The organism is Bacteroides sp. NGMCC 1.200775, from assembly GCF_040798045.1.
Taxonomy (GTDB): domain Bacteria; phylum Bacteroidota; class Bacteroidia; order Bacteroidales; family Bacteroidaceae; genus Bacteroides; species Bacteroides hominis.
In genome coordinates, this window is record NZ_JASCQK010000004.1 from 240019 (window position 1) to 263480 (window position 23462).

The 23462-nt window shown below is 37.4% G+C and carries 22 protein-coding genes; 17 read left to right on the top strand and 5 right to left on the bottom strand.

Annotated elements, in window-relative coordinates; genetic code table 11:
* Positions 1-23: 23 nt before the first annotated feature.
* The 11 genes from QK890_RS12725 to QK890_RS12775 all read left to right on the top strand — a co-directional run bounded on the left by QK890_RS12725 (position 24) and on the right by QK890_RS12775 (position 11736).
* The gene (locus QK890_RS12725) at positions 24-1334 is read left to right on the top strand and encodes an O-antigen ligase (RefSeq protein ID WP_005781554.1); all 1311 of its coding nucleotides are present in this window, start codon (positions 24-26) and stop codon (positions 1332-1334) included.
* Positions 1321-2424, top strand: a complete 1104-nt coding sequence (locus QK890_RS12730; RefSeq protein ID WP_367627371.1) for a glycosyltransferase — start codon at positions 1321-1323, stop codon at positions 2422-2424. The genes QK890_RS12725 and QK890_RS12730 overlap by 14 nt, the downstream gene beginning before the upstream one ends.
* Entirely contained in the window at positions 2421-3449 is a 1029-nt protein-coding gene (locus QK890_RS12735; RefSeq protein ID WP_137569163.1) for a glycosyltransferase, read from the top strand. Before QK890_RS12730 ends, QK890_RS12735 begins: the two co-directional genes overlap by 4 nt.
* Positions 3450-3451: 2 nt before the next feature.
* On the top strand, positions 3452-4438 hold the full coding sequence (locus tag QK890_RS12740; protein WP_250726125.1) for an acyltransferase family protein: 987 nt from the start codon (positions 3452-3454) through the stop codon (positions 4436-4438).
* A 12-nt stretch (positions 4439-4450) separates the two neighbouring features.
* Positions 4451-5995, top strand: a complete 1545-nt coding sequence (locus QK890_RS12745; RefSeq protein WP_250726127.1) for a lipopolysaccharide biosynthesis protein — start codon at positions 4451-4453, stop codon at positions 5993-5995.
* A gap of 104 nt (positions 5996-6099) precedes the next feature.
* Entirely contained in the window at positions 6100-7308 is a 1209-nt protein-coding gene (locus QK890_RS12750) for a Coenzyme F420 hydrogenase/dehydrogenase, beta subunit C-terminal domain (protein WP_350354939.1), read from the top strand.
* A gap of 53 nt (positions 7309-7361) precedes the next feature.
* Positions 7362-8567 carry a glycosyltransferase gene (locus QK890_RS12755; RefSeq protein ID WP_250718386.1) on the top strand — a complete coding sequence of 402 codons (1206 nt, stop codon included), beginning with the start codon at positions 7362-7364 and terminating at the stop codon, positions 8565-8567.
* Between the two features lie 3 nt (positions 8568-8570).
* Positions 8571-9335: a glycosyltransferase family 2 protein gene (locus QK890_RS12760; RefSeq protein ID WP_250718385.1), complete on the top strand. Its 765-nt coding sequence runs from the start codon at positions 8571-8573 to the stop codon at positions 9333-9335.
* Positions 9332-10294, top strand: a complete 963-nt coding sequence (locus tag QK890_RS12765) for an NAD-dependent epimerase/dehydratase family protein (protein ID WP_250718384.1) — start codon at positions 9332-9334, stop codon at positions 10292-10294. The genes QK890_RS12760 and QK890_RS12765 overlap by 4 nt, the downstream gene beginning before the upstream one ends.
* A gap of 3 nt (positions 10295-10297) precedes the next feature.
* On the top strand, positions 10298-11248 hold the full coding sequence (locus tag QK890_RS12770) for a glycosyltransferase family 4 protein (RefSeq protein WP_250726132.1): 951 nt from the start codon (positions 10298-10300) through the stop codon (positions 11246-11248).
* A 167-nt stretch (positions 11249-11415) separates the two neighbouring features.
* Positions 11416-11736: a DUF202 domain-containing protein gene (locus QK890_RS12775; RefSeq protein ID WP_005780368.1), complete on the top strand. Its 321-nt coding sequence runs from the start codon at positions 11416-11418 to the stop codon at positions 11734-11736.
* Positions 11737-11745: 9 nt separating this feature from the next.
* On the opposite strand, the gene QK890_RS12780 is transcribed toward QK890_RS12775, so the two are convergent.
* From QK890_RS12780 to QK890_RS12800, 5 genes are all read right to left on the bottom strand, one after another.
* Positions 11746-12690, bottom strand: coding sequence for a YihY/virulence factor BrkB family protein (locus tag QK890_RS12780; protein ID WP_122296204.1), 945 nt, complete (start codon positions 12688-12690; stop codon positions 11746-11748).
* A gap of 1 nt (position 12691) precedes the next feature.
* Positions 12692-14137: an alpha-amylase gene (locus tag QK890_RS12785; protein ID WP_367627409.1), complete on the bottom strand. Its 1446-nt coding sequence runs from the start codon at positions 14135-14137 to the stop codon at positions 12692-12694.
* A 140-nt stretch (positions 14138-14277) separates the two neighbouring features.
* The gene (locus tag QK890_RS12790; protein WP_032540756.1) at positions 14278-15303 is read right to left on the bottom strand and encodes a beta-ketoacyl-ACP synthase III; all 1026 of its coding nucleotides are present in this window, start codon (positions 15301-15303) and stop codon (positions 14278-14280) included.
* A gap of 326 nt (positions 15304-15629) precedes the next feature.
* The gene (locus tag QK890_RS12795) at positions 15630-16640 is read right to left on the bottom strand and encodes a GGGtGRT protein (RefSeq protein ID WP_005780364.1); all 1011 of its coding nucleotides are present in this window, start codon (positions 16638-16640) and stop codon (positions 15630-15632) included.
* A gap of 20 nt (positions 16641-16660) precedes the next feature.
* The gene (locus QK890_RS12800; RefSeq protein ID WP_005780363.1) at positions 16661-17362 is read right to left on the bottom strand and encodes an iron-sulfur cluster assembly scaffold protein; all 702 of its coding nucleotides are present in this window, start codon (positions 17360-17362) and stop codon (positions 16661-16663) included.
* A gap of 240 nt (positions 17363-17602) precedes the next feature.
* Between QK890_RS12800 and QK890_RS12805 the strand changes: the two genes are divergently transcribed.
* The 6 genes from QK890_RS12805 to metH all read left to right on the top strand — a co-directional run bounded on the left by QK890_RS12805 (position 17603) and on the right by metH (position 23449).
* Positions 17603-18007, top strand: coding sequence for an HsmA family protein (locus QK890_RS12805; RefSeq protein WP_005780362.1), 405 nt, complete (start codon positions 17603-17605; stop codon positions 18005-18007).
* A 249-nt stretch (positions 18008-18256) separates the two neighbouring features.
* Positions 18257-18757 (top strand): DMP19 family protein, encoded by a 501-nt coding sequence (locus QK890_RS12810; RefSeq protein ID WP_005780361.1) that lies wholly within the window; start codon positions 18257-18259, stop codon positions 18755-18757.
* Between the two features lie 82 nt (positions 18758-18839).
* Positions 18840-19643: a hypothetical protein gene (locus tag QK890_RS12815; RefSeq protein WP_367627372.1), complete on the top strand. Its 804-nt coding sequence runs from the start codon at positions 18840-18842 to the stop codon at positions 19641-19643.
* Positions 19644-19674: 31 nt separating this feature from the next.
* Positions 19675-20217, top strand: coding sequence for a Yip1 family protein (locus tag QK890_RS12820; protein ID WP_005780359.1), 543 nt, complete (start codon positions 19675-19677; stop codon positions 20215-20217).
* 9 nt (positions 20218-20226) lie between these two features.
* Positions 20227-20679, top strand: a complete 453-nt coding sequence (smpB, locus tag QK890_RS12825) for an SsrA-binding protein (protein ID WP_005780358.1) — start codon at positions 20227-20229, stop codon at positions 20677-20679.
* A gap of 19 nt (positions 20680-20698) precedes the next feature.
* A complete protein-coding gene (gene metH, locus QK890_RS12830; protein WP_367627373.1) occupies positions 20699-23449 on the top strand; it encodes a methionine synthase in 2751 nt (916 codons plus the stop codon).
* Positions 23450-23462 lie beyond the last annotated feature (13 nt).

A 23462-nucleotide genomic window follows, 5' to 3' on the forward strand; every position in this document is an offset into this window, starting at 1 on the left:
TGTATGCTAATAGCTGTGGATAAATGTTGATGAAATTTAATGCCTCTAAATACTCTAATTATATAACCTTATTTTATTGTATTTCTTTTTTCTTAGTTATAAATGGTGGTTTATTTTCTTTTTTGACTAAAGGTACTCCATTTACGATCTGGAGGCAAATTTTGACATTTATAGGTTTTTCCCTTTTGATGTGCTCTTTTGGAAGGTATAAAAATCGTTCGTTGATAAAGATAGAAAAAGATTTATTGTTACTAACATTTTTATGTATACCGTATTGTATATACGCCTTTTTTTTTCAAGGATATGGCTTAATTAGAGTTGGATTTGCTTTATGGATGTATACCGCAGGATTTCATGTGGTTTTGTTTTCATCGTATTTATTAAATTCTTCAAAATATAATCCACATTCTATATTTAAGTTTTTTTCGTTGCTTGGACTGTTTTTATCAATAGGGCTTATTATTGATAGCCAAACATTGCTTTTTAAATTTTTGGTATTAAGCGCTCATGAAGATATATCTTATTTGGCAGAGGAAGATTTAGCTATGAATCGTTGTAGCTTCTTAGCTGAGTCTGTTAGCACATTTGGGGTTTATTTCTCTTTCTGCGTACTCTCATCATTTTATTTACTATATCATTCCTCAAAAACGAAGAGCCAATTTTTTTATTTGTTATGTTCTTTTCTTCCTTTAATAGGATCTTGGTTTACGGGATCCCGACAAATATTTGTGATTGTATTATTAATGTTTTTTGCTGGTTTTGTCTATTATGTGATTTGTGCAAAAGGGAATCGGGTTATTTTATTGGTAATTTTTTCTATAATACTTATTGCATCAGGTTCAGTAATTACTTCATTATTATCTTCTAATGAATATCTTTTGGAAAGGTATCTTGGGGATGACAAATCTACTAGTAAAGCTGATGATACTAGGATACGGCAATGGAAGAATGGCATTGATTACATGCAGGAAAATAAATTAGTCCTATTGATAGGTCATGGGGTTGGTAGTGTTCCTATAAAGGGGGTTAGAGAGGGCGAATTTATTGGGAGTAATTATGAAAATACCTTTCTAGCTAAAATGGTTGACGTAGGTTTATTTGGCATTGTGCTGGTGTTGTTTCCGGTTATAAAAATCTTCTCATTATTACGTAAGTATAAAAAGAAAAGCATTTTTGATTATTTGATATTAGTGCTGCTATTTAATTATCTTTTTGTAGCATTTGTTTCTCCAAATGGTGCAACTCTATCAACACAATATATAATGTTTTTAGTTCTCAGTATTTATATTCATAGGGAAAAATTTGAATTAGAAAATAAATATGCTTCTTGTTAATCGTTCATTATATTGCAATTATATACCACAAGAATTGGTCTCTTTATATGGCTCTCAATGTGTGACAAATTTTTGTAGTAATCTTATTGAGGGTAACTGTTTTAGTAAAGTGTATTCAGAAGTTCCTCTGAATGTGAGAAAAAATATATTGGCGGAATTACCTTCAATTCAGAAAGTCAAATTTATTCAGGTTCGTGTATTTGGAAGTTTTCCAATACTAAGGCACTTAAATTATTTGGTGGAAAATTTTTTAATAGTCAGGCTGTTACGCAATGATAATTCTATTTGGTTTTATAATCTTGAAAGGCATAACTTACTTGCTTTTATGCTTTTGAAAGTAATCTATCGTAAGAAAATTTATGTTTTACTAGCAGATCATACTCCATCTAATAGGCTTTTTTCTATAACCAAAGTTGCGGAAATATGTTTGTCTAGATTTGTTGATGGGATTTTGGCTTTGTCGGAACGTTTAACAATACAAAACAAAAATATAGTTTATATGCCTGGAATTGTTCCAATGAATGCCATCAACTCTATAAAAGAAACTAATGGGGAAATTGTAAAAAATGCATTTTTCTTTTCTGGTGCATTAAAAAAGGTGACAGGTATAAAGATGGCATTAGATGTTTTTTCCGAATTGCCAGAGTGTGAACTTTACGTATCTGGTAGAGGGGAGGATGAATCGTTGGTGATGAAATATGCTTCTAAATATGCGAATATACATTATTTGGGATATCTAAATTACACAGATTATCTTTCTTATTTGAAAAGATTTACAGTATGTCTAAGTTTTAGAGATCCTAATCTGGCTGAAAATAAAAATAATTTCCCATCAAAAATTATAGAATACTTGGCGTGTAATAAGCTAGTTGTTTCTACAATAAGCTATCCTGAGTTGAAAGATATTAATTATGTTTACTCTAATTTTGATAAGGAACAACTTAAAATGTGCATTCTTCAGTTATCTCAGATGAATGATGCTTGGTTTGAGAAATATTCAAACCATAGAGACGCTTTACTGCACTATTTTTCTCCGATGGCATGGAGTAATGCTTTTAATAGAGTTGAATCTATAAACAAAGGATTATGAAACAAATTGATGTTATATTTGTAACGCCATTGCCGGCCTTTTATAAAGTGAATCTCTTGAATAGACTGTGCGAAAAAAAGCGTGTTTTTGTGATTTTTCTTTATGAAATGAATAGTCGGAGAAATAAAGATTTTGTTTCTCAAGGGATTAAATTTGATTATGTTATTTTATCGAAGTTACAAGGCTCTCGTTTGATTTATCTATGGCGGTTGTTAAAGCGTGATTATTCATATCGCAGTTTAATTCTATCGGGGTGGGATTCTTTTTATCTTTGGTTTTTAGCTTTTCTCTCCCCGAAGAGTAAAAATGCAGTGGTGGTGGAATCAACTTATTATGAGTCGTGTATTAGAGGCTTGCGAGGACTGTTAAAAAGATTTTTTTTAAAACGAATATACTTGGCTTACGCTTCGGGAGAACCACATATTGAATTATTGAAACTTTTGTCTTTTTCGGGAAAAATAATCAAAACAAAAGGAGTTGGAGTTTTTAATTATGTGAATCAACCTTCTTTTATTTATAAGACACAAATTCGGAACTTTTTATATGTTGGTCGTTTGTCGGAAGAAAAAAATCTCAAACTTCTGATTGATGTGTTCAATTCTTTACCAGATTTAAAATTGAATATTATAGGTTTTGGTCCTCAAGAGGAGGTATTGAAAAAAATGGCGTCATTCAATATCTCTTTTTTAGGGGCTATCTCTAATGATAAGATATCTCATTATTACCAGAGTAATGATGTTTTTGTTTTGCCTTCTAAATCAGAGCCATGGGGATTGGTTATTGAGGAGGCTATGAATAATGGGTTACCAGTAATTGTAAGCAATAAAGTAGGGTGTTCTATAGACCTTGTGGCAGAAGATGTAAATGGGATTAGATTTGATTTGGATGATAGAAATTCTTTAAAAAATGCCGTACTGAAAATTTGCAATCCTATCTATTATAATGTATTAGCTAAAAATATTTCATGTTATAATTTTGAGGAAAGATCTCAAAAGTACGTCGCTTCATTTTTTTATATGGAGTAAATATGGGGGCTCGTATTTCAAAACGGATAGAGTGGATTGATGTTGCAAAAGGTATTTGTATTGTTTTAATGGTAGTTGGGCATACTCGGTTACCATCGATTATTTCGAATTGGATTTGGTCATTCCATATGCCTTTCTTCTTTTTTATATCTGGAATGACTTTTAAAGTAGGAAACTATAAATCTTTGAACTTTTTTTTATATCGCAAGTTGCGTACTTTATTAGTTCCTTTTTTTGTGTTTTCTATTCTAGTCATAGGAATATCTGAATCTTATGAAGTAAATACATTTAAGGATAGGTTTTTAGAAGTGCTTGTTCATGGATGGGGGGGCATTGCGTTGTGGTTTGTACCTATATTATTTCTGGCTGAGCTTTTATATTATATTTTTTATCATTTACTGAGTCGTAATAAAAAGTTCTTTGTAGTAATTTTGATTGTATTTGCTTATCTTAGCTATTGGTTGTCAGAGGTGCACTTTTTATTGCCATGGGCTATTTCTTCAGTTTTCTTAGCCGTAAGTTTTCTGGGTTTAGGTAATAAATTGGCTGATTTTATTTTAAATGTATGGAGAGATAAGTCTGTCAAGAAGACTTTTAGTTTTTTATTTATATCATTTTGTATCGGTGGACTAATTGCTCAATTCTATCATTTAGATATGTGCTACAACATTATAACTTCTTTAATACCAGTATATATAGGCGCAATATTAGGTATTTTGTTTATTATTCAATTATCAATGTTATTGACTAAATATATGGAATATACTGTATTAAAGCCTTTGTTTTATATCTTTTCATATTGGGGTAAGAATACATTTTTTGTGTTAGCATTTTCTCAATGTATACAACTATGTTTAATTCAAGGAATGAATTCTATGGATATTTCTCCGGTTCTGTCTTCGGTAATACGCCATGTTTCCATGTGGATAATATTATTTCTTATAACAGAGGTTTTTAATACAAAATTATCTTGGATACTCGGAAGATAAAATGAAACATTAATGCATACTTTGACAGATAATTCACAAAATAACAAGCGTATAGCTAAAAATACCTTATTACTTTATTTGCGTATGTTAGTTATGATGGCTGTTTCTTTATATACTAGCCGTATTGTTCTTGAAGTACTGGGAGTTTTGGACTATGGAGTATATAATGTCGTTGGAGGCGTTGTTGTTTTATTTACTTTTATTAATTCTGCGATGTCGGCTTCTACCAGACGTTTTTTAACTTACAGTATAGGTGAAAGTAATCATTTTAAACTTCAAAAAATATTTAGTACGAGCATAATTATTCATGTATTTATATCGTTAATAATAATATTATTATGTGAAACTATTGGACTTTGGATATTATATTATGAAATGATTATTCCCAAAGAACGAATAGAAGCAGCATTTTGGGTGTTTCAGTTTTCTGTGGCGACAACTATTGTTCTAATCATGAGTGTACCTTATAATGCAGTTATAATTGCGCACGAAAAGATGGGGGCTTTTGCATATATTTCAATTCTAGAAGTTGTTCTTAAATTACTTATTGTTTACTTCTTAGTGATATCGTCTGTTGATAAATTAAAACTGTATGCTGTACTTATGTTTGGGGTACAAATCTTAAGTCGAATTATTTATGGAGTATATTGTCGCATACACTTTAAAGAAGCCGTTTTTCGTTTTTCGTGGAATAAATCTTTGTTTGGGGAAATGATAAAATTTGCAGGTTGGAGTTTGTTTGGTAATTTGGCTGCTATTTCTTATACTCAAGGTTTGAACCTTCTTTTGAATCTTTTCTTTAATCCGATTGTTAATGCTGCTCGAGCAGTTGCTTTTCAAGTTGAAAACGCTATTATGTCATTTGCAGGCAATTTTCAATTGGCATTTGCTCCTCAAATAGTTAAATACTATGCCTCTGAAAATTTGAATCTTATGTATACGCTGATTTATCGAAGCGCAAGGATTACTTTTATGTTAATGTTATTTTTGACTTTACCGATACTGATTGATACAGATTACATTCTAAATTTGTGGTTAAAGAATCCACCATTCTATTCAAGTGATTTTGTTCGTATGGTTTTGATTATTAGTGTTGTAAATTCAGTTTCGAATCCATTCGTTACAGCGGCTGAGGCTACAGGGCAGATTCGTGGATATCAAATAATTTGTGGAGGGACTTTGTTGCTTATTTTTCCAATATCTTATTACGTATTGTATTTAGGGGGGGCTCCCGTTACTGTATTATATGTACAGTTCATTGTCTGTCTCGTCGTTTTTGTTGAAAGATTGTATTTATTGCGTAGTATGATTGGCCTTTCTTTAAGGTTGTATTTTAAGAATGTAATTGTTCGATGTTTACCTGTTGTGATATTTTCTCCTGCTGTACCTTTGCTTATGCTTTATATATTAGATACTTCGTTCTTGAGATTAGTAATTATTGTTTTGACATCTTGTATTTCTGTTATTGTTTTAAGTTTAAGATTTGGTTTGTTTCAGAGCGAGCGTGTTGTTATTTTAGATAAGGTAAAAGAAAAGATTGCAAAATTTAAATGGTAGCATTTGCTCAATGCTATTTGTACCATTTATTTAATAATAATTTTCTGGTTTTATTTTATTGTAATTTGAGGAAGTAATAATCGTGATTTAGAGAGTAAGGTTTTATGATTGATATAATTCAAAAGCAGGATTGTTGCGGATGTGGAGCTTGTGTACAAATATGCCCTAAAGGTTGTATGTGTATGGTTGAAGATACTGAAGGCTTTTTGTATCCTCAAGTTGATAAAAGTGTTTGTGTGAATTGTGGGTTATGTGAAAAAGTATGCCCAGTCATTCATCAAAATAAGTCTCGTACTCCTTTGAAAGTATATGCAGCAAAAAATATGGATGAAGAGGTTAGATTAAAAAGTTCATCAGGGGGAATCTTTACATTATTGGCTGAAAGTGTAATAAAGCGTGGAGGAGTTGTTTTTGGAGCTAAGTTTGATGATGAATGGATGGTGGTACACGATTATACGGACAATATTGAAGGAGTGGCTGCATTTAGAGGATCTAAATATGTACAAAGTATTATTGGGAATGCATATAGAAAAGCCGAACAGTTTTTAAAGAGTGGAAGGATGGTATTATTCACTGGAACTCCTTGTCAAATAGCTGGTCTAAAAAAGTACTTGAGGAAAGAATATAAAAAATTATTAGCCGTTGATTTGGTATGCCATGGGGTACCCAGTCCTAAAGTATGGCAAATGTACTTGGAAGAAACGAACCGATTGAAAGTGATAGGTAAAAAAAAGAGGGTGATTTCTTCAAATAAAGAAGATTCTATAACACATATATCTTTTAGAGATAAAACAAATGGGTGGAAAAGATTTAGTTTGGTGATTTTAAAGGAGTCCGTTTCACTACATGAAACTCTTGAAGAGAATATTTTTATTAAAGGGTTCTTGAAAAATTTATATTTAAGGCCAAGCTGTGCTTATTGCCCTAATAGGTCTTTAAAAAGTGATTCGGATATTACTATCGCAGATTTTTGGAATATTGAAAAAATAAATATGGAGTACGATGATGATAAAGGTGTTAGTCTGATTTTAGTAAATTCAGACTTTGGCAGATCTTATTTGGAAACATTATCTTTTAGTGCTATTGAGCAAACGTTTGATTTGGCTTTATTTAGTAATCCGTCAATTACAGATGATAGCAAATTTCCTGAGAATCGCGCATGCTTTTTTTCTCAATTAAATACTACATCGTCTATTTCTCAATTAATTGCTAACCACATAAAACTTCCATTCTATAAAAGACTATCTAACTTGCTATTTCGAATATTTTTTTTTATATGTAGAAAACTTCGGATGAAATTAAGCTTGTTTTGAGGACTCTAATATAAAATGGAAAAAGAAATAATTTTGAATATAGAGCTTTAATAATGCCGATTCTTTTTCAAATTAATGTTGTTGCTAATTCCGGTTCTACTGGACGTATTGCTGAAGGAATTGCGGAGATTGTTATAGACGATAAATGGACTTGCTATACAGCGTATGGGCGTTGGGGAAATCTAAGTAAAACATACTTGTATAAGATTGGAAATAGGTGTGCAATTTATTCTCATTATTTAATATCTAAATTGTTTGATATGCATGGATTAGGATCTAAATGCGCAACTAAACGGTTGATATTAAAAATAAAGGAGATAAAGCCAAATTTGATACACTTGCATAATATTCATGGTTATTATTTAAATTATCCACTATTGTTTGATTTTTTATCAAAATCTGATATTCCTGTTGTTTGGACATTACACGACTGTTGGGCATATACTGGACATTGTGCTTATTATTCTAATGTTGACTGTAATAAATGGAAACAAGGATGTTATGATTGCCCTAATCTTCAAGACTATCCTGCTTCATTATTTTATGACCACTCTAGAAAAAACTATCAGCTCAAAAAACAAAGTTTTACTTCTCTCAAAAATTTAACTATTGTCGCTGTTTCGCGGTGGTTGGCAAATGAAGTAGAGCATTCTTTCCTTGCTAAATATCCTGTAAGAGTTATTTATAATGGAGTTGATACGGATGTATTTCGTCCTGTAGGTGTTGGAGCAAAATTAAAATATAATATAGAAAATAAATTCCTGATATTGGGAGTAGCAACAGTTTGGAATGCCCGTAAAGGTTTATCTGATTTTATTAAGCTTGCAAAATATCTTTCATCTGATGATAGAATAATACTGGTAGGCTTAGATCAGAAACAAATTTCTAAATTACCTTCTAATATAATTGGACTTAAGAAAACAGAAAATATAAACGAGTTGGTAGAACTGTACTCATCTGCTGATTTATTTGTGAACTTTTCAATGGAAGAGACCTTTGGGTTGACTACGGCTGAAAGTATGGCTTGCGGAACACCTGCATTGGTTTATGATTCGACAGCCTGTCCTGAAATAGTAACAGAAAAAACGGGATTTGTAATTGCCCCTCATAATATTGATAGAACTTTAAAAGCTATACAGCAGTTAAAATTGGTGGGAAAACAGTATTATGGAAATAATTGCCGTTCATATATCTTGGAAAATTTTAGAAAAGAAGATAAATATAAAGAATATGCTGCTCTTTATCAAGAGCTTTTGTAGTTAATGAAAATTTCTCTTATAACTGTTACTTTCAATAGTGACAGGACTCTTTGTGATACTATTCAGTCTGTTATTTCACAGCATTTTACTAACATTGAGTATATAATAGTAGATGGTTCATCTCAAGATAATACTATTGAAATTATAAAAAAGTATGAGCCTCTATTTCAAGGTCGGCTAAAATGGATCAGTGAAAAGGATAATGGACTTTATGACGCTATGAATAAAGGTATCCACATGGCTACCGGAGATATTGTGGGTATAATTAATTCAGATGATTTTTACCATAGGAACGATGTTATAAATAAGGTTGCAGAGGCTTTTAATAATACAGATACACAGGCTGTTTATGGGGATGTACGTTTTGTGAATCCTAAGAAATTGGATAAAACAGTACGTTATTATTCTTCTAAGAACTTTACTCCGCATTTGTTTCGGTATGGTTTTATGCCTGCACATCCGACTTTCTTTACTTATCGAAAGTATTTTGAGGAGTTTGGCTATTATAAAACAGATTATAAGATAGCTGCTGATTATGAGCTTCTTATCCGCTTCTTGTATGTACGTCAGTTGAAAAGTAAATATTTACCATTTGATTTTATGAAAATGCGTACGGGAGGCACCAGTACAGCATCTGTAAAAAGTAATATTTTACTGAATAAGGAGATTGTCAGGGCATGTAGGGAGAATGGAATTTGGACTTGTTTGCCACTTTTATATTTAAAATATGCTGTGAAGGTTTTTGAACTGTTATTGATAAAAGAATGAATATACTGATTACAGGAATCCATGGATTTATAGGTTCTAATTTTATCAGGGCCTTGAGAGATAAACATACATTATATGGACTTGATATTATCTTTCCTTGTAGAGATGGAGTGATCCAAACATTTTCTTGGCGAGATATCGAACCCACATCTTTTCCTTTTCAAACTCTTCCCCAGTTTGATGCAATCATTCATCTTGCCGGAAAGGCTCATGATACGAAAAACCAATCAGCTGCTCAGTCTTATTTTGATATTAATACCGGTCTGACTCAAAAGATATTTGATTTCTTTTTGGAGTCTTCTGCGAAGAAATTCATATTTTTTAGTTCAGTAAAAGCTGCGGCTGATAGTGTAGTGGGAGATATGCTTACTGAGGATGTTATTCCGGCTCCTGTTGGGCCTTATGGAGAGAGTAAGATCAAGGCTGAAGAATATATAAAGGAGCATTTAGAATACTCAACAACGGAGAAACAGGTGTATATTCTTCGTCCCTGCATGATTCACGGACCGGGAAATAAAGGGAATCTGAATTTATTATATAATGTAGTGAAAAAAGGAATCCCTTGGCCTCTTGGCGATTTTGATAATCGTCGTTCGTTTACTTCAATCGATAACCTTTGTTATGTGATTGAAGGGCTTTTGAATCAGGATGTACCTACGGGCATTTATCACATGGGGGATGATGAAGCTTTGTCAACAAATGAATTGATTGCCATCATGTGCGAGGCAATGGAAAAACAACCTCGTATCTGGAAGATGAATAAGCGTTTTATGGAAGCTTGTGCCGGATTGGGCACTTTACTCCACTTGCCTTTGAATACCGAAAGGCTTCGTAAACTGACGGAGAATTATGTGGTAAGTAATGCTAAGATCAAAGCAGCTTTAGGTATCGATAAATTACCTGTTACTGCTAAAGAAGGATTAATGAAGACCATTCGTTCATTTGAAGAAACTAAATAACTTATGTATTATCTGCTAATCTTAGTTCTGCTATTCCTGGCAGAACTTTTTTATTTCCGTATTGCTGATAAATGTAATATTATTGACAGGCCAAACGAGCGGAGTTCGCACACCCGGATTACTCTGAGAGGTGGAGGAATCATCTTCTATTTGGGTGCATTGACTTTTTTCCTGACGAATCAGTTTGAATATCCTTGGTTTATATTGGCTTTGACCTTGATCACTTTTATCAGTTTTGTAGATGATATCCGTTCTACTTCGCAGGGTTTGCGTTTGGTCTTCCATTTTATGGCAATGGCCCTGATGTTCTATCAATGGGGATTGTTCAGCTTGCCTTGGTGGACGTTGCTTGTCGCTCTGATCGTCTGTACGGGGATTATCAATGCCTATAACTTTATGGATGGCATTAACGGCATTACCGGCGGATATTCATTGGTTATCCTGATTTCTTTGGCATATGTGAATGCGGAAGTGATCTCCTTCACAGAACAGAGTTTTATTTATACGATGATTTGTTCTGTGTTGGTGTTTGACTTCTTTAATTTCCGTAAGAGAGCGAAATGCTTTGCCGGTGATGTGGGTTCGGTCAGTATAGCTTTTGTGGTCCTGTTCCTGATTGGGAGTTTGATTCTTCAAACGAAAGATTTCAGCTGGCTTGTATTGCTTGTTGTGTACGGAGTGGATAGTGTGTTGACGATCGTACACCGGTTGTTGCTACATGAAAATATTGGTTTGCCTCACCGGAAACATTTGTATCAGATTATGGCCAATGAATTGAAGATTTCTCATGTAACTGTATCATTGACTTATATGTTCGTGCAAGCCATGGTTGTGGTAGGATATCTGGTATTACGAGAGCATGGATATTATTATTTATTAGGGATTATCTTACTGTTGGGTATGTTATATCTTCTATTTATGAAGAGATTTTTCTATTTACATAAATCTAATTAATCAGTTATGAAAAATATAACAGAAAATGATTTTTAATATGCAGTAGATTGGTTGGAATTGGAGAGGCTATCAGTGGTGTTTTGTTAATTGAGATTCTGTTTTGGGGAACTATTCTTTTCTATCTTTGTTTTTAAAGAAACGTATAGAACACAATTTCCTCAATATCTATGTTGACATTTACCGATAACTTTGAGAATGATAAAGAGTTGATACTCCGTGATCATTTGGCACTTGAAAGAACAAAGTTGGCCAATGAAAGAACTTTGTTTGCATATATCCGCATGGCACTTTATCTCCTGACTGTAGGAATAGGGATCTTTCAAGTTGAAAGTATCTCACGTCTGCATGGGCTGGCGTGGGTGTGTATTATGGCCGGGATCATTTTATTCTTTTTAGGCTTTGTCCGCTTCGGGCAGATGAGAAAGCATCTGAAACAGTATACGAAAACATGTCGTGAGGCTGAGAGTAAGTCATTGCAGGAGAAGTAATCCCTGTTCTCAATCATCCAATCCGATTGGTTTGTTTTCGTGTATTTCTATGGTTTTGGTGGCTACCGCATATTCATCGGGGAAAATCTTACCACCCATTTCGTTTGCCCATGCTTTGGTGAACTCTGCGCCTGTATATATGATGATGGAAGAATAATAAATCCACGTAACGAAAACGACCATGAATGCTGCTGCTCCGTAAACGGTTCCTACGTTTGCAATCCCTATATAAAATGAGATTCCCCATTGACCTACCAGTAGCAGTAATGTGGTCACAATCGCTCCAATAAAAACATCTCTGCTTTTTATTTTGGCATCGGGCAATATTTTGAAAATCAATGTGAAAATGATGGCCGTTACACCTATATTTATAATGATTCCTACTACCTGAACCAATGACCCGGCTATTTCGGGATAATTAACCATAAACTTTTTACTCAATTCTCCGATGATGCTGGTGATGGTAAATGTAATCAGAAGGATGAAAGCAAATACAAGTATTATGGAAAAAGAGAGTATTCTGTTTTTGATAAACTTGAGCCAGCTTTTTTTAGGAACAGCTTTTATTCCCCAAATTGTGTTCAATGAACTTTGTATCTCTGCAAAGATGGTGGTAGCACCGAAAATAGAAATGCCTAAGCTGACAATGGCAGCAGATCTGGAAGAATCTGTATTTTCTGCATTTTCTATAATGGAGCGAAGTGCTTCGGTGATTTCCGGTCCTACAATGGGTTGTAACTGTACATAAAGCTGGTTGGCCAAATCCATATGGAAAAAGACTCCGACAGTGATCAGGAGAGAAAGAAAAGGGATAATTGAAAACAATGTCGCATAAGCCAATGAAGCGCTCAGCCTCATAACGCTGTCGTCTATAAATCCCCAAACTGTATCTTTTATTATTTTGAACAGTAGGGGTAAGCTAAGCTTTTTCTTTCTCTCCGAATGAATTTCCATTTTAACTTTTCTTTATCCAAACGGCAATATTACGGGCATTAACAGAGAATTTTCCGTTTCCTTTCTCATCTAAAGTGACCTCTTCGGGAATGCTTCCGGTGATTTCATGCCATACTTCACCTTCATGTTCCTCACCCGGATTCATCATTTTGCTACCGGCTTCATCATTTGACATTAAAAAGACCAGGCCGGAGCCGGTGTGTTCTTTATCTCCCGTACGGATGAAACCAATGGTAGAAGGATGGTCGAAATATTCGATTTGATCACCGTAGGCATATTTTCGCCTTGCATTCAGTAAAATATCAATGATCGGGGCATGGGGAGACTTTTCGCCTTTTACACCATAATAGTCTCCATAGAACAGGCAGGGATAACCGTTTTTCATCAATAATATCAAACCATAGGCCAGTGGCTTGAACCAGTCCTCTATTTGTGATTCTAACGAACTGCCCAATTGTGAATCGTGATTGTCGACAAAGGTGACTGCTAAATCGCAATGATGTTCGACCAATGTGCCCTTCAAGATATTCTGCAAATCATAATTTTTGTTTTCTTGTGAAGCCTGAAACATATTGTAATGTAACGGAACATCAAATAAGTTGACTTTATGACCCACAGATTCTATGTATGCATCGAGTGTTTTCAGATCTCCGTTCCAGTATTCACCTACAGCGTAAAAGTTGTTTCCTCTTTCACTCCTTACCGCATCCAGAAATTGTGCGATGAACTTATCCTTCATGTGCTTGATGGCATCCAAACGCATTCCGTCAAGGTTCAGTTCTTTGGAAACCCATTTTCCCCAGCGATTCAGTTCGGCAATTACTTCCGGATGATCCAGGTCGATATCGTTACATAACAGGAAATCATAGTTTCCATTTTCGCTATCTACACCCTCGCTCCATGCTTTACCTTCTCCTTGTATCTGGAAGATGCCGCTCCGCTTTTTGGCATCGTCAAAACCGGTTCCGGAGAAGTGATACCAATGCCATTTGAAATCAGAATATTTATCCTTGCGTCCATGGAAACTATATCCGGTCCAGCTTTGTATCTCGAACGGCTTTCCCAATCCTTGGGTTCTGTCATGGGGATCGACTTCCACAACCATAAATTTTTCAGTGAAATCACCTCCGGCTTTATGGTTGAGTACTACATCCAGATATACTGAAATGTGGTTTTTATGTAACTCGTCGATCGCTTCTTTCAATTCATCTTTTGTGCCATACTTCGTTCTTACGGTTCCTTTTTGTTCGAACTCGCCAAGATCATACAAGTCATAGGTTGCATAACCTTCATCTTGCTGCTCGTCGGCTTTATAAGCAGGCGGAATCCAAACTGCTGTCACACCGATTTTATGTAGATGTGATGCGTCTTCTTTTAATTGTTTCCACAACTTTCCATCGTTTGGCAGATTCCATTCAAAATACTGCATCATTACGCCATTTTCCATCATCTTAATGCATTTAATTATCAGCAAATAACAAAAAAAACGGCATAAGGTTCCTTTGTATTTGCAAAAAAGTACTTTGGGCTATTTTGCTTTAAAAAGCTATCTGATGTTGACGGTGGCGTGATTATGACTTTCTGTGGCTAAGCTTGTGTGCTGGTGGCGTTATTTATCTTTCCGTCATATCCCCATTTCACGTAGACGGCTCCCCAGGCAAATCCGGCTCCGAAAGCGGTAAAGATCAAATTATCACCTTTTTTGAGCTTATCTTCGAAATCCCATATACATAATGGAAGTGTGCCGGCACTGGTGTTGCCATAGCGTTCGATATTGATCATGACTTTTTCTAATGGCATATCCAGGCGTTGGGCGACAGCATTGATAATGCGCTGATTGGCTTGGTGGGGAATAACCCAGTCGATTTGGTCTTTCGTTAGCTGATTTCTTTCGATAATCGATTCACAAGCATCTGACATATTGGCTACAGCATATTTGAATACTGTACGGCCTTCCTGATAGAGATAGTGCATGTGATTGTCTATCGTAAAATAAGAAGGAGAACATACGGAGCCGCCGGCTTTCATATGTAAAAAAGGGAGTCCTTTGCCGTCTGTTCTTAAAACAGAATCTATAATGCCTAAATGATCCGTAGTAGGTTCCAGTAAGAAAGCTGCTGCACCATCACCAAAAATAGGACAAGTGGCGCGATCGGTGTAATCTATCACCGATGACATCTTATCGGCACCAACTATGATAACCTTTTTGTATCTTCCCGAACGGATAAAGTTGGCTCCGGTCTCCAGAGCATATAAGAAACCACTGCATACTGCCTGCATATCAAAGGCGAATGCATTTTTCAATCCCACTCTTTCACACAGAATGGAAGCTGTTGAAGGAAGCCGATAATCGGGAGTGGTTGTAGCGACAATTACCAGATCGATGTCATCCGGATGGCTTTTTGTACGTTGCATCAATTGCTTCACAGCCTTACGTGCCATGTATGAAGTGCCAAGACCTTCTTCATTCAGAATACGTCTTTCCTTGATGCCAATACGCCCCATGATCCATTCATCGGTGGTATCTACAATTCTGGATATCTCATCATTAGTCAGGATGTAATCGGGTACATATCCTCCAACTCCTGTAATTACTGCATTGATTTGTTTCATTAACTTTGTCTAAATAAGTAAGTTCTTAAGTGGGGGAAGTATAAAATGACTCCGAAAACTTACGACTTTTCGGAATTGCATCTAAAATACCGGGCGCAAATATACAGAAAAGAAAGACTTATTCTATATTTTGTAATCTAAATGCATTGATTTTCGTAGTGAGATTAGGATAAGTTATAATACTGAAAATAGAATTAGGGAAATGATAGAGAAAAGGAGAGGTGGTTTTTGTTTAAAAAGGAAGAAATAATCTATTCTGATTTATACAATAAAAAACTCCTGCAATCATATGACTGCAGGAGTTTGTCAATATAGAATGGCTTAAATTACTTTGCCAAAGCCTGAGCTACGTCAACTGCACAAGCTACTGTACAACCTACCATCGGGTTGTTACCAATTCCTAAGAATCCCATCATTTCTACGTGAGCAGGAACTGAGGATGAACCGGCGAACTGAGCGTCTGAGTGCATACGACCCATTGTGTCTGTCATACCATAAGAAGCAGGACCAGCAGCCATGTTGTCCGGATGAAGAGTACGACCTGTACCACCACCTGAAGCTACTGAGAAGTATGGCTTACCGGCCAATACACGTTCTTTCTTGTAAGTACCTGCAACCGGGTGCTGGAAACGAGTCGGGTTAGTAGAGTTACCTGTGATAGATACGTCCACGCCTTCTTTCCACATGATGGCTACACCTTCACGTACATCATCTGCACCATAGCATTTTACTTTTGCACGAGGACCGTCAGAGTAAGCAATTTCACGTACTACTTTCAGTTCGCCTGTGAAATAGTCAAACTGTGTCTGAACATAAGTAAAGCCGTTGATACGAGAGATGATCTGAGCAGCGTCTTTTCCAAGACCGTTCAAGATACAACGCAGAGGTTCTTTACGTACTTTGTCTGCTTTTGCAGCGATTTTGATAGCACCTTCGGCAGCAGCGAAAGATTCGTGACCTGCCAGGAAAGCGAAACATTTAGTTTCTTCACGCAACAACATAGCAGCCAGGTTACCATGACCGATACCAACCTTACGGTCGTCGGCTACAGAACCCGGGATACAGAATGCCTGCAGACCGATGCCGATAGCTTCGGCAGCGTCAGCTGCATTTTTGCAACCTTTCTTGATAGCGATAGCAGCACCTACTACGTAAGCCCACTTAGCATTTTCAAAACAGATCGGTTGAGTTTCTTCACACGTTTTATAAGGATCAACTCCAGCAGCTTCGCAGATAGCGTTAGCTTCTTCGATGTCTTTGATACCGTTAGCGTTCAAGGCTTCGATGATGCCTTTGATACGGCGGTCCTGACTTTCAAATTTTACTTCTCTAATCATAATTTCTTTTCCTCCTTATATTATTCGTGACGTGGATCAATGTGTTTAACAGCTCCCTGTTCTGCAGTGAAGCGTCCGTAAGTACCGGTAACTTTCTTCAATGCTTCATTCGCATCAGTACCCTTCTTGATTTCGTCCATGAATTTACCCATGTGGACGAATTCGTATCCGCAGATTTCATCGTTTTTGTCAAGAGCAATTGTCTTGATGTAACCTTCAGCCATTTCAAGGTAACGAGGACCTTTAGCCAAAGTACCGTACAATGTACCTACCTGGCTACGCAGACCTTTACCCAAGTCTTCCAGACCTGCACCGATGATCAGACCACCTTCTGAGAAAGCTGACTGAGTACGTCCGTAAACGATCTGCAGGAAGAGTTCGCGCATAGCAGTGTTGATGGCATCACAAACTAAGTCTGTGTTCAATGCTTCGAGGATAGTTTTTCCCGGGAGGATTTCAGCAGCCATAGCAGCTGAGTGAGTCATACCTGAACAGCCGATAGTTTCAACCAGAGCTTCCTGGATGATACCTTCTTTTACGTTCAGAGTCAGCTTACATGCACCCTGCTGAGGAGCACACCAACCCACACCGTGTGTCAGACCTGAAATATCAACAATTTCTTTTGATTTTACCCATTTTCCTTCTTCGGGTATGGGAGCCGGTCCATGGTTAGGACCCTTCTTTACAACACACATGTGTTCCACTTCGTGTGAATAAGTCATAATTAGCTCTTTTTTTAAGTGATATAATTAAAAATACGTAGTCACGATTCTCAAATCGCTCACAAAGGTAGTCGTTTTATTTGTTTTTGCAAATCGGGTTTTATTACTTTTTTATGAAAAGGGAAAAATAGAAATTTCAGTTTCGTTAGATTGTAATGTGGAGATGACATTTTAGATAATCTTTATTTTGTTGAACTATTACTCTGATTCTTTGTTTCTTTTGAGAAAAATTGATCGGTTATGAATTTGAATGAAGTAGATATACATTATTTAATAGCAGCCATTTGTGTGATAACTTCTGCATTGGTGTTTTACACAATAGGAGTGTGGGGAGAGCGGTTGCAGAAGAAACTGAAATTTTGGCATCTGGTCTTTTTCTTATTGGGGCTATTGGCCGATTCTGTGGGAACAGCTTTAATGGAGAATATTGCGCGACTCACACACCTGCATGATGAAATACATACTGTGACCGGCATTATCGCTATCTTGTTGATGTTTGTTCACGCTATGTGGGCTATCTGGACGTATGTAAAAGGGAGTGAAAAGGCTAAAGAACATTTCAATCGTTTCAGTATTGTTGTGTGGTGCATTTGGTTGATACCCTACTGTATAGGCGTATATCTTGGTATGTCGTTGCATCATTGAAAATAACCTTATTTGAGAAAGTAATAAAGCTTCATCTCAGCCGCTAAGATGAAGAATTATCCCGTAAGAGAACCATTGAAGACCTCAAGGGATATATCCCAAAGCGATTGGGGAATTTTTAATTATGGGCTTTAAAAATAGGACAGTTTCTAAAAAACTCTTCAAAAAGCCTTTCTGAACCATATATTTCCGTATTTTTGTTTCCTGATATTTATAAATGTAGAATTTACCTTATTATATATAGTGGAAATGATAGAAGTTACGGATGCCTCCTTGCAAAAAGCTGCGGGCGAGGGAATGGATGAATTTATCCAGGTGTTTACAGATAAGTATAAAGAAGTGATTGGCGGGGAGCTTACTGCCGAAACAATGCCACTATTGACAGGAGAGCAGCACTCTTTGTTGGCCTATCAGATTTTTCGGGATGAAGTCATGTTTGGTGGTTTTTGTCAATTGATTCAGAATGGGTATGGAGGTTATATCTTTGATAATCCTTTTGCGAAAGTGATGCGTTTGTGGGGAGCCGAGGATTTCTCGAAGTTGGTTTATAAAGCTAAGAAGATATACGATGCCCATCGCCAGGATCTGGAGAAAGAGCGTACGGAGGATGAATTTATGGCGATGTACGAGCAATATGAGGCCTTTGATGATCTTGAAGAAGAATATCTGGATATTGAGGAGGAGGTTACAGCACTGGTAGCAAGCTATGTAGACGATCATTTGGAGTTGTTTGCAAAAATAGTTAAGTGATGGATGCAGTATTTTTTAAGTCTCTGCATTTACTTATTGTGAATTAGAATTTATATCTTTGCAAACTCTAAAAAATAGATTTATGAAACAATTGAAATTAATGGTGTTGGCCTTAACCCTGTTGATGGGTACTATGTTTACTTCATGTATGGATTCCGGAGAAAACGGTCCTCAGCAGTGGGCTGGTGTGGTGAAAGTTAATGATAGAATAGGTTATGTTACGTTTACAGATGCCGCCGGTACGGAACTTATCCCCACTAACACAGTTCCTGTTACTTTGAGTGCAAGAATGGCCTATATTTATTGTCAGGTTGATGAAGGTCAGGACCTCTCGACAAATCCTAAACAGATTAAGGTTACGCTTTTAGCAGATGCGACTGGAATCGATGCTCCTGCAGTTACTACTACGGCTGTCGGTGGTTCGGGAGATGTGACTACTAATGCACCAATTGGTTCATTGAGTTTTGCATCAGGATATTCAACGGTAGCCCCATTCCAGTTTAGTGAAAATACAATTGTATTGCCGGTACTTTACCGTGTGAAAAATGTAACTACTCCGGAAGATGTTAAGAATGAACTCGCTAAACATTCTTTTACTCTGGTTTGCTATACAGATGATATTACTTCAGGTGCTACAGAACTGAAACTCCATTTGCGTTATGCTGTTAATGATGAAACTACTGCTATAGTAGAACGTGCGACACGTACTTCCAGCTTTAAAGCTTATGATATCACTGAATTTTTGAGAGAATATAAGCAGAAGAGTGGACAAGATAAACCAGCCAAAATTATTGTGGTCGCACAGCAGAATGAATACAATAATAAAATAGAAGATTCTTCTACTACAGAGAAGGCATATGAAATAGAATATAAAACCGCTAAATAATTTGAATTACAAAGCATTATTTCAAATAGCAATGTCATTGATTTCCTCTCCGGCCAAGGCCTGGGAGGAAATTCGTTTAGAGGATAGACGGGCAGTTCTTACTGTTTTTGTCTATCCTATGATTGGTTTATGCGGTTTATCCGTATTCATTGGTGCTTTGTGGACCAATGGATGGGGAGGACCGCAAAGTTTCCAATTGGCCATGACGCAGTGTTGTGCAGTGGCGGTAGCTTTGTTCGGAGGCTATTTTCTGGCAGCTTATGCCATCAATCAGATGGGGATAAAAATGTTTGGCATGTCCAATGATATCCCTTTGGCACAGCAGTTTGCAGGCTATGCATTAGTTGTCACCTTTTTGTTGCATATAGTGACCGGATTGCTTCCGGATTTCAGTATTATCGGTTGGTTGCTCCAGTTTTATATCGTTTATGTGGTATGGGAAGGAGCAAGAGTCGTGATGCTGGTGGAAGAAAAGAATCGGTTGCGTTACACCATTTTCTCGTCGATTTTGTTAATACTATGTCCGGCGGTAATACAAGTTGTGTTCAACAAGCTAACAGCTATATTAAATTAAGAAGATAAAATGAAACTGGCTCCTATAAATATAAAGAATAAACGTGCTACTTTCGACTATGAGTTGATCGATACTTATACAGCAGGTATTGTGCTGACAGGAACGGAGATTAAGTCCATCCGTTTGGGAAAAGCAAGTCTTGTAGATACGTTTTGTTATTTTGCGAAAGGTGAATTGTGGGTGAAGAACATGCACATTGCCGAATATTTTTATGGTTCGTATAATAACCATGCGGCCCGACGTGACCGTAAATTGTTATTGAGCAAAAAGGAGCTGAATAAGTTGGAACGAGGGACGAAAGACGCCGGATTTACCATTGTCCCGGTTCGTTTGTTTATTAATGAAAGAGGTCTGGCCAAAGTAGTTGTGGCTTTGGCAAAAGGTAAAAAGCAATATGACAAGCGGGAGGCTTTGAAAGAAAAAGACGACCGCCGCGATATGGACAGAATGTTTAAACGATGATAGGTTTGTACCTTTAGCAATGAAAAGAACTATTCAACAGCTGGTACCCGAACGTATCCTTATATTGGATGGCGCTATGGGTACTATGATTCAGCAATATAATCTTAGAGAAGAGGATTTCCGCAGTGAGCGCTTTGCGCATATTCCCGGTCAACTGAAAGGGAATAATGATTTACTTTCTCTCACACGCCCTGACGTGGTTCAGGATATACACCGTAAATATCTGGAAGCCGGTGCCGATATCATTGAGACGAATACATTTAGTTCCACCACAATTTCTATGGCCGATTATCATGTACAGGAGTATGTGCGTGAAATCAATCAGACGGCCGTGAAGCTGGCACGAGAAGTAGCCGATGAATATACGGCACTCAATCCCGATAAACCTCGTTTTGTGGCCGGTTCGGTTGGTCCTACCAATAAAACATGTTCCATGTCTCCGGATGTGAATAATCCGGCCTATCGTGCTGTGACTTATGATGAAATGGCCGATGCTTATCAACAGCAAATGGAAGCGATGCTTGAAAGTGGGGTAGATGCTTTGTTGATAGAAACTATTTTTGATACGCTGAATGCAAAAGCTGCTATTCTGGCAGCGGAGCGTGCTATGCAGGCAACCGGGCTTAAAGTACCGGTTATGTTGTCGGTGACGGTTTCTGATACAGGGGGGCGTACCCTTTCCGGCCAGACACTGGAAGCTTTTCTGGCTTCGGTACAACATGCCGATATTTTTTCTGTCGGTCTGAACTGTTCATTTGGTGCAAAGCAATTGAAGCCGTTTTTGGAGCAACTGGCCGCACGTGCTCCTTACTATATCAGTGCATATCCGAATGCAGGTTTGCCTAACAGTCTGGGAAAATATGACCAGACCCCGGCGGATATGGCACATGAAGTAAAAGAATATATCCATGAAGGTTTGATTAATATCATTGGCGGATGCTGTGGTACTACCGATGCTTATATTGCCGAATATCCCGCGTTGATTGCCGGTGCCAAACCGCATGTTCCGGCTCGTAGGCCGGATTGTATGTGGCTTTCGGGATTGGAACTGCTGGAAGTAAAGCCTGAAATTAACTTTGTCAACGTTGGTGAACGTTGCAATGTAGCGGGCTCCCGTAAGTTCCTCCGTCTTATAAATGAAAAGAAATACGATGAAGCATTGTCTATAGCCCGGCAGCAGGTGGAAGACGGGGCGCTGATTATCGATGTCAATATGGATGACGGACTGCTGGATGCGAAAGAAGAGATGACAACTTTCCTGAATCTGGTGGCTTCGGAACCTGAAATAGCTCGTGTCCCTGTGATGATTGACTCTTCAAAATGGGAGGTTATCGAGGCCGGCTTGAAATGTCTCCAGGGAAAATCAATTGTGAATTCCATTTCGTTGAAAGAAGGAGAGGAAAAATTCCTTGAACACGCTCAAACAGTTCGTCAGTATGGCGCGGCTGTAGTAGTGATGGCCTTTGACGAAAAAGGACAGGCTGATACGGCTGCCCGTAAAATAGAAGTTTGTGAACGTGCTTATCGTTTACTTGTAGATAAGATTGGGTTTAACCCGCACGATATCATTTTCGATCCGAACGTGCTGGCTGTAGCAACAGGTATTGAGGAACATAATAATTATGCGGTAGACTTTATAGAAGCAACTGCCTGGATTAAAAAGAATCTTCCCGGAGCACATATCAGCGGAGGAGTAAGTAACTTATCGTTCTCATTCCGTGGAAATAATTATATTCGTGAAGCTATGCATGCCGTATTCCTTTACCATGCCATTCAGAAAGGTATGGATATGGGGATTGTAAACCCTGGTACTTCTGTGCTGTATACGGATATTCCGGCGGATGTGCTTGAGAGAATAGAGGATGTGGTATTGAACCGGCGTCCTGATGCTGCCGAACGACTGATTGAACTGGCTGATAAATTGAAGGAGGCTTCGGCAGGTAATACTTCAGCAGGACAACCGGTGAAGCATGATGCGTGGCGGGACGGGACGGTAGAAGAACGGTTGCAATATGCTTTGGTAAAGGGGATCGGAGATTTTCTGGAAGAAGATCTTGCAGAAGCCTTGCCCCAATATGATAAGGCGGTAGATGTGATTGAGGGACCGTTGATGGATGGAATGAATCATGTAGGCGAGTTGTTCGGTGAAGGTAAAATGTTCCTTCCGCAAGTGGTGAAAACAGCCCGTACGATGAAGAAAGCCGTTGCAATCTTACAACCGGTCATAGAGTCGGAAAAGGTGGAAGGAACCTCTTCTGCCGGAAAGGTTCTGTTGGCTACAGTGAAGGGAGATGTGCATGATATCGGTAAAAATATTGTTTCGGTTGTGATGGCTTGTAACGGCTATGATATCATTGACCTGGGAGTGATGGTGCCGGCTGAATCGATTGTTCAAAAAGCCATAGAGGAAAAGGTAGATATGATAGGCCTTAGTGGATTGATTACTCCTTCGTTGGAGGAGATGGTGCATGTGGCTATGGAGTTGGAGAAAGCCGGACTGGATATTCCATTATTAATAGGTGGAGCAACCACATCCAAACTACATACTGCACTGAAAATTGCTCCGGTATATCATGCACCGGTGGTTCATCTGAAAGATGCTTCACAGAATGCCGGTGTCGCTGCCCGGTTGATGAGTCCGAAATTGAAAGAAGAACTGGCGCAGGAGCTGTCTGGTGAATATCAGGTACTCCGTGATAAGAGTGGTCTGATGAAGCGGGAAACTGTTTCATTGAAAGAAGCTCAAGAAAAAAGGTTGAAACTATTTTGATAAAAAAGAATCT

What these genes read in the sequence shown, in the direction of transcription:
- QK890_RS12725 (WP_005781554.1), top strand. Translation starts at nt 24, where the DNA reads ATGTTGATGAAATTTAATGCCTCTAAATACTCTAATTATATAACCTTA.
- QK890_RS12730 (WP_367627371.1), top strand. Translation starts at nt 1,321, where the DNA reads ATGCTTCTTGTTAATCGTTCATTATATTGCAATTATATACCACAAGAA.
- QK890_RS12735 (WP_137569163.1), top strand. Translation starts at nt 2,421, where the DNA reads ATGAAACAAATTGATGTTATATTTGTAACGCCATTGCCGGCCTTTTAT.
- QK890_RS12740 (WP_250726125.1), top strand. Translation starts at nt 3,452, where the DNA reads ATGGGGGCTCGTATTTCAAAACGGATAGAGTGGATTGATGTTGCAAAA.
- QK890_RS12745 (WP_250726127.1), top strand. Translation starts at nt 4,451, where the DNA reads ATGCATACTTTGACAGATAATTCACAAAATAACAAGCGTATAGCTAAA.
- QK890_RS12750 (WP_350354939.1), top strand. Translation starts at nt 6,100, where the DNA reads ATGATTGATATAATTCAAAAGCAGGATTGTTGCGGATGTGGAGCTTGT.
- QK890_RS12755 (WP_250718386.1), top strand. Translation starts at nt 7,362, where the DNA reads ATGCCGATTCTTTTTCAAATTAATGTTGTTGCTAATTCCGGTTCTACT.
- QK890_RS12760 (WP_250718385.1), top strand. Translation starts at nt 8,571, where the DNA reads ATGAAAATTTCTCTTATAACTGTTACTTTCAATAGTGACAGGACTCTT.
- QK890_RS12765 (WP_250718384.1), top strand. Translation starts at nt 9,332, where the DNA reads ATGAATATACTGATTACAGGAATCCATGGATTTATAGGTTCTAATTTT.
- QK890_RS12770 (WP_250726132.1), top strand. Translation starts at nt 10,298, where the DNA reads ATGTATTATCTGCTAATCTTAGTTCTGCTATTCCTGGCAGAACTTTTT.
- QK890_RS12775 (WP_005780368.1), top strand. Translation starts at nt 11,416, where the DNA reads ATGTTGACATTTACCGATAACTTTGAGAATGATAAAGAGTTGATACTC.
- QK890_RS12780 (WP_122296204.1), bottom strand. Translation starts at nt 12,690, where the DNA reads ATGGAAATTCATTCGGAGAGAAAGAAAAAGCTTAGCTTACCCCTACTG.
- QK890_RS12785 (WP_367627409.1), bottom strand. Translation starts at nt 14,137, where the DNA reads ATGGAAAATGGCGTAATGATGCAGTATTTTGAATGGAATCTGCCAAAC.
- QK890_RS12790 (WP_032540756.1), bottom strand. Translation starts at nt 15,303, where the DNA reads ATGAAACAAATCAATGCAGTAATTACAGGAGTTGGAGGATATGTACCC.
- QK890_RS12795 (WP_005780364.1), bottom strand. Translation starts at nt 16,640, where the DNA reads ATGATTAGAGAAGTAAAATTTGAAAGTCAGGACCGCCGTATCAAAGGC.
- QK890_RS12800 (WP_005780363.1), bottom strand. Translation starts at nt 17,362, where the DNA reads ATGACTTATTCACACGAAGTGGAACACATGTGTGTTGTAAAGAAGGGT.
- QK890_RS12805 (WP_005780362.1), top strand. Translation starts at nt 17,603, where the DNA reads ATGAATTTGAATGAAGTAGATATACATTATTTAATAGCAGCCATTTGT.
- QK890_RS12810 (WP_005780361.1), top strand. Translation starts at nt 18,257, where the DNA reads ATGATAGAAGTTACGGATGCCTCCTTGCAAAAAGCTGCGGGCGAGGGA.
- QK890_RS12815 (WP_367627372.1), top strand. Translation starts at nt 18,840, where the DNA reads ATGAAACAATTGAAATTAATGGTGTTGGCCTTAACCCTGTTGATGGGT.
- QK890_RS12820 (WP_005780359.1), top strand. Translation starts at nt 19,675, where the DNA reads ATGTCATTGATTTCCTCTCCGGCCAAGGCCTGGGAGGAAATTCGTTTA.
- smpB (WP_005780358.1), top strand. Translation starts at nt 20,227, where the DNA reads ATGAAACTGGCTCCTATAAATATAAAGAATAAACGTGCTACTTTCGAC.
- metH (WP_367627373.1), top strand. Translation starts at nt 20,699, where the DNA reads ATGAAAAGAACTATTCAACAGCTGGTACCCGAACGTATCCTTATATTG.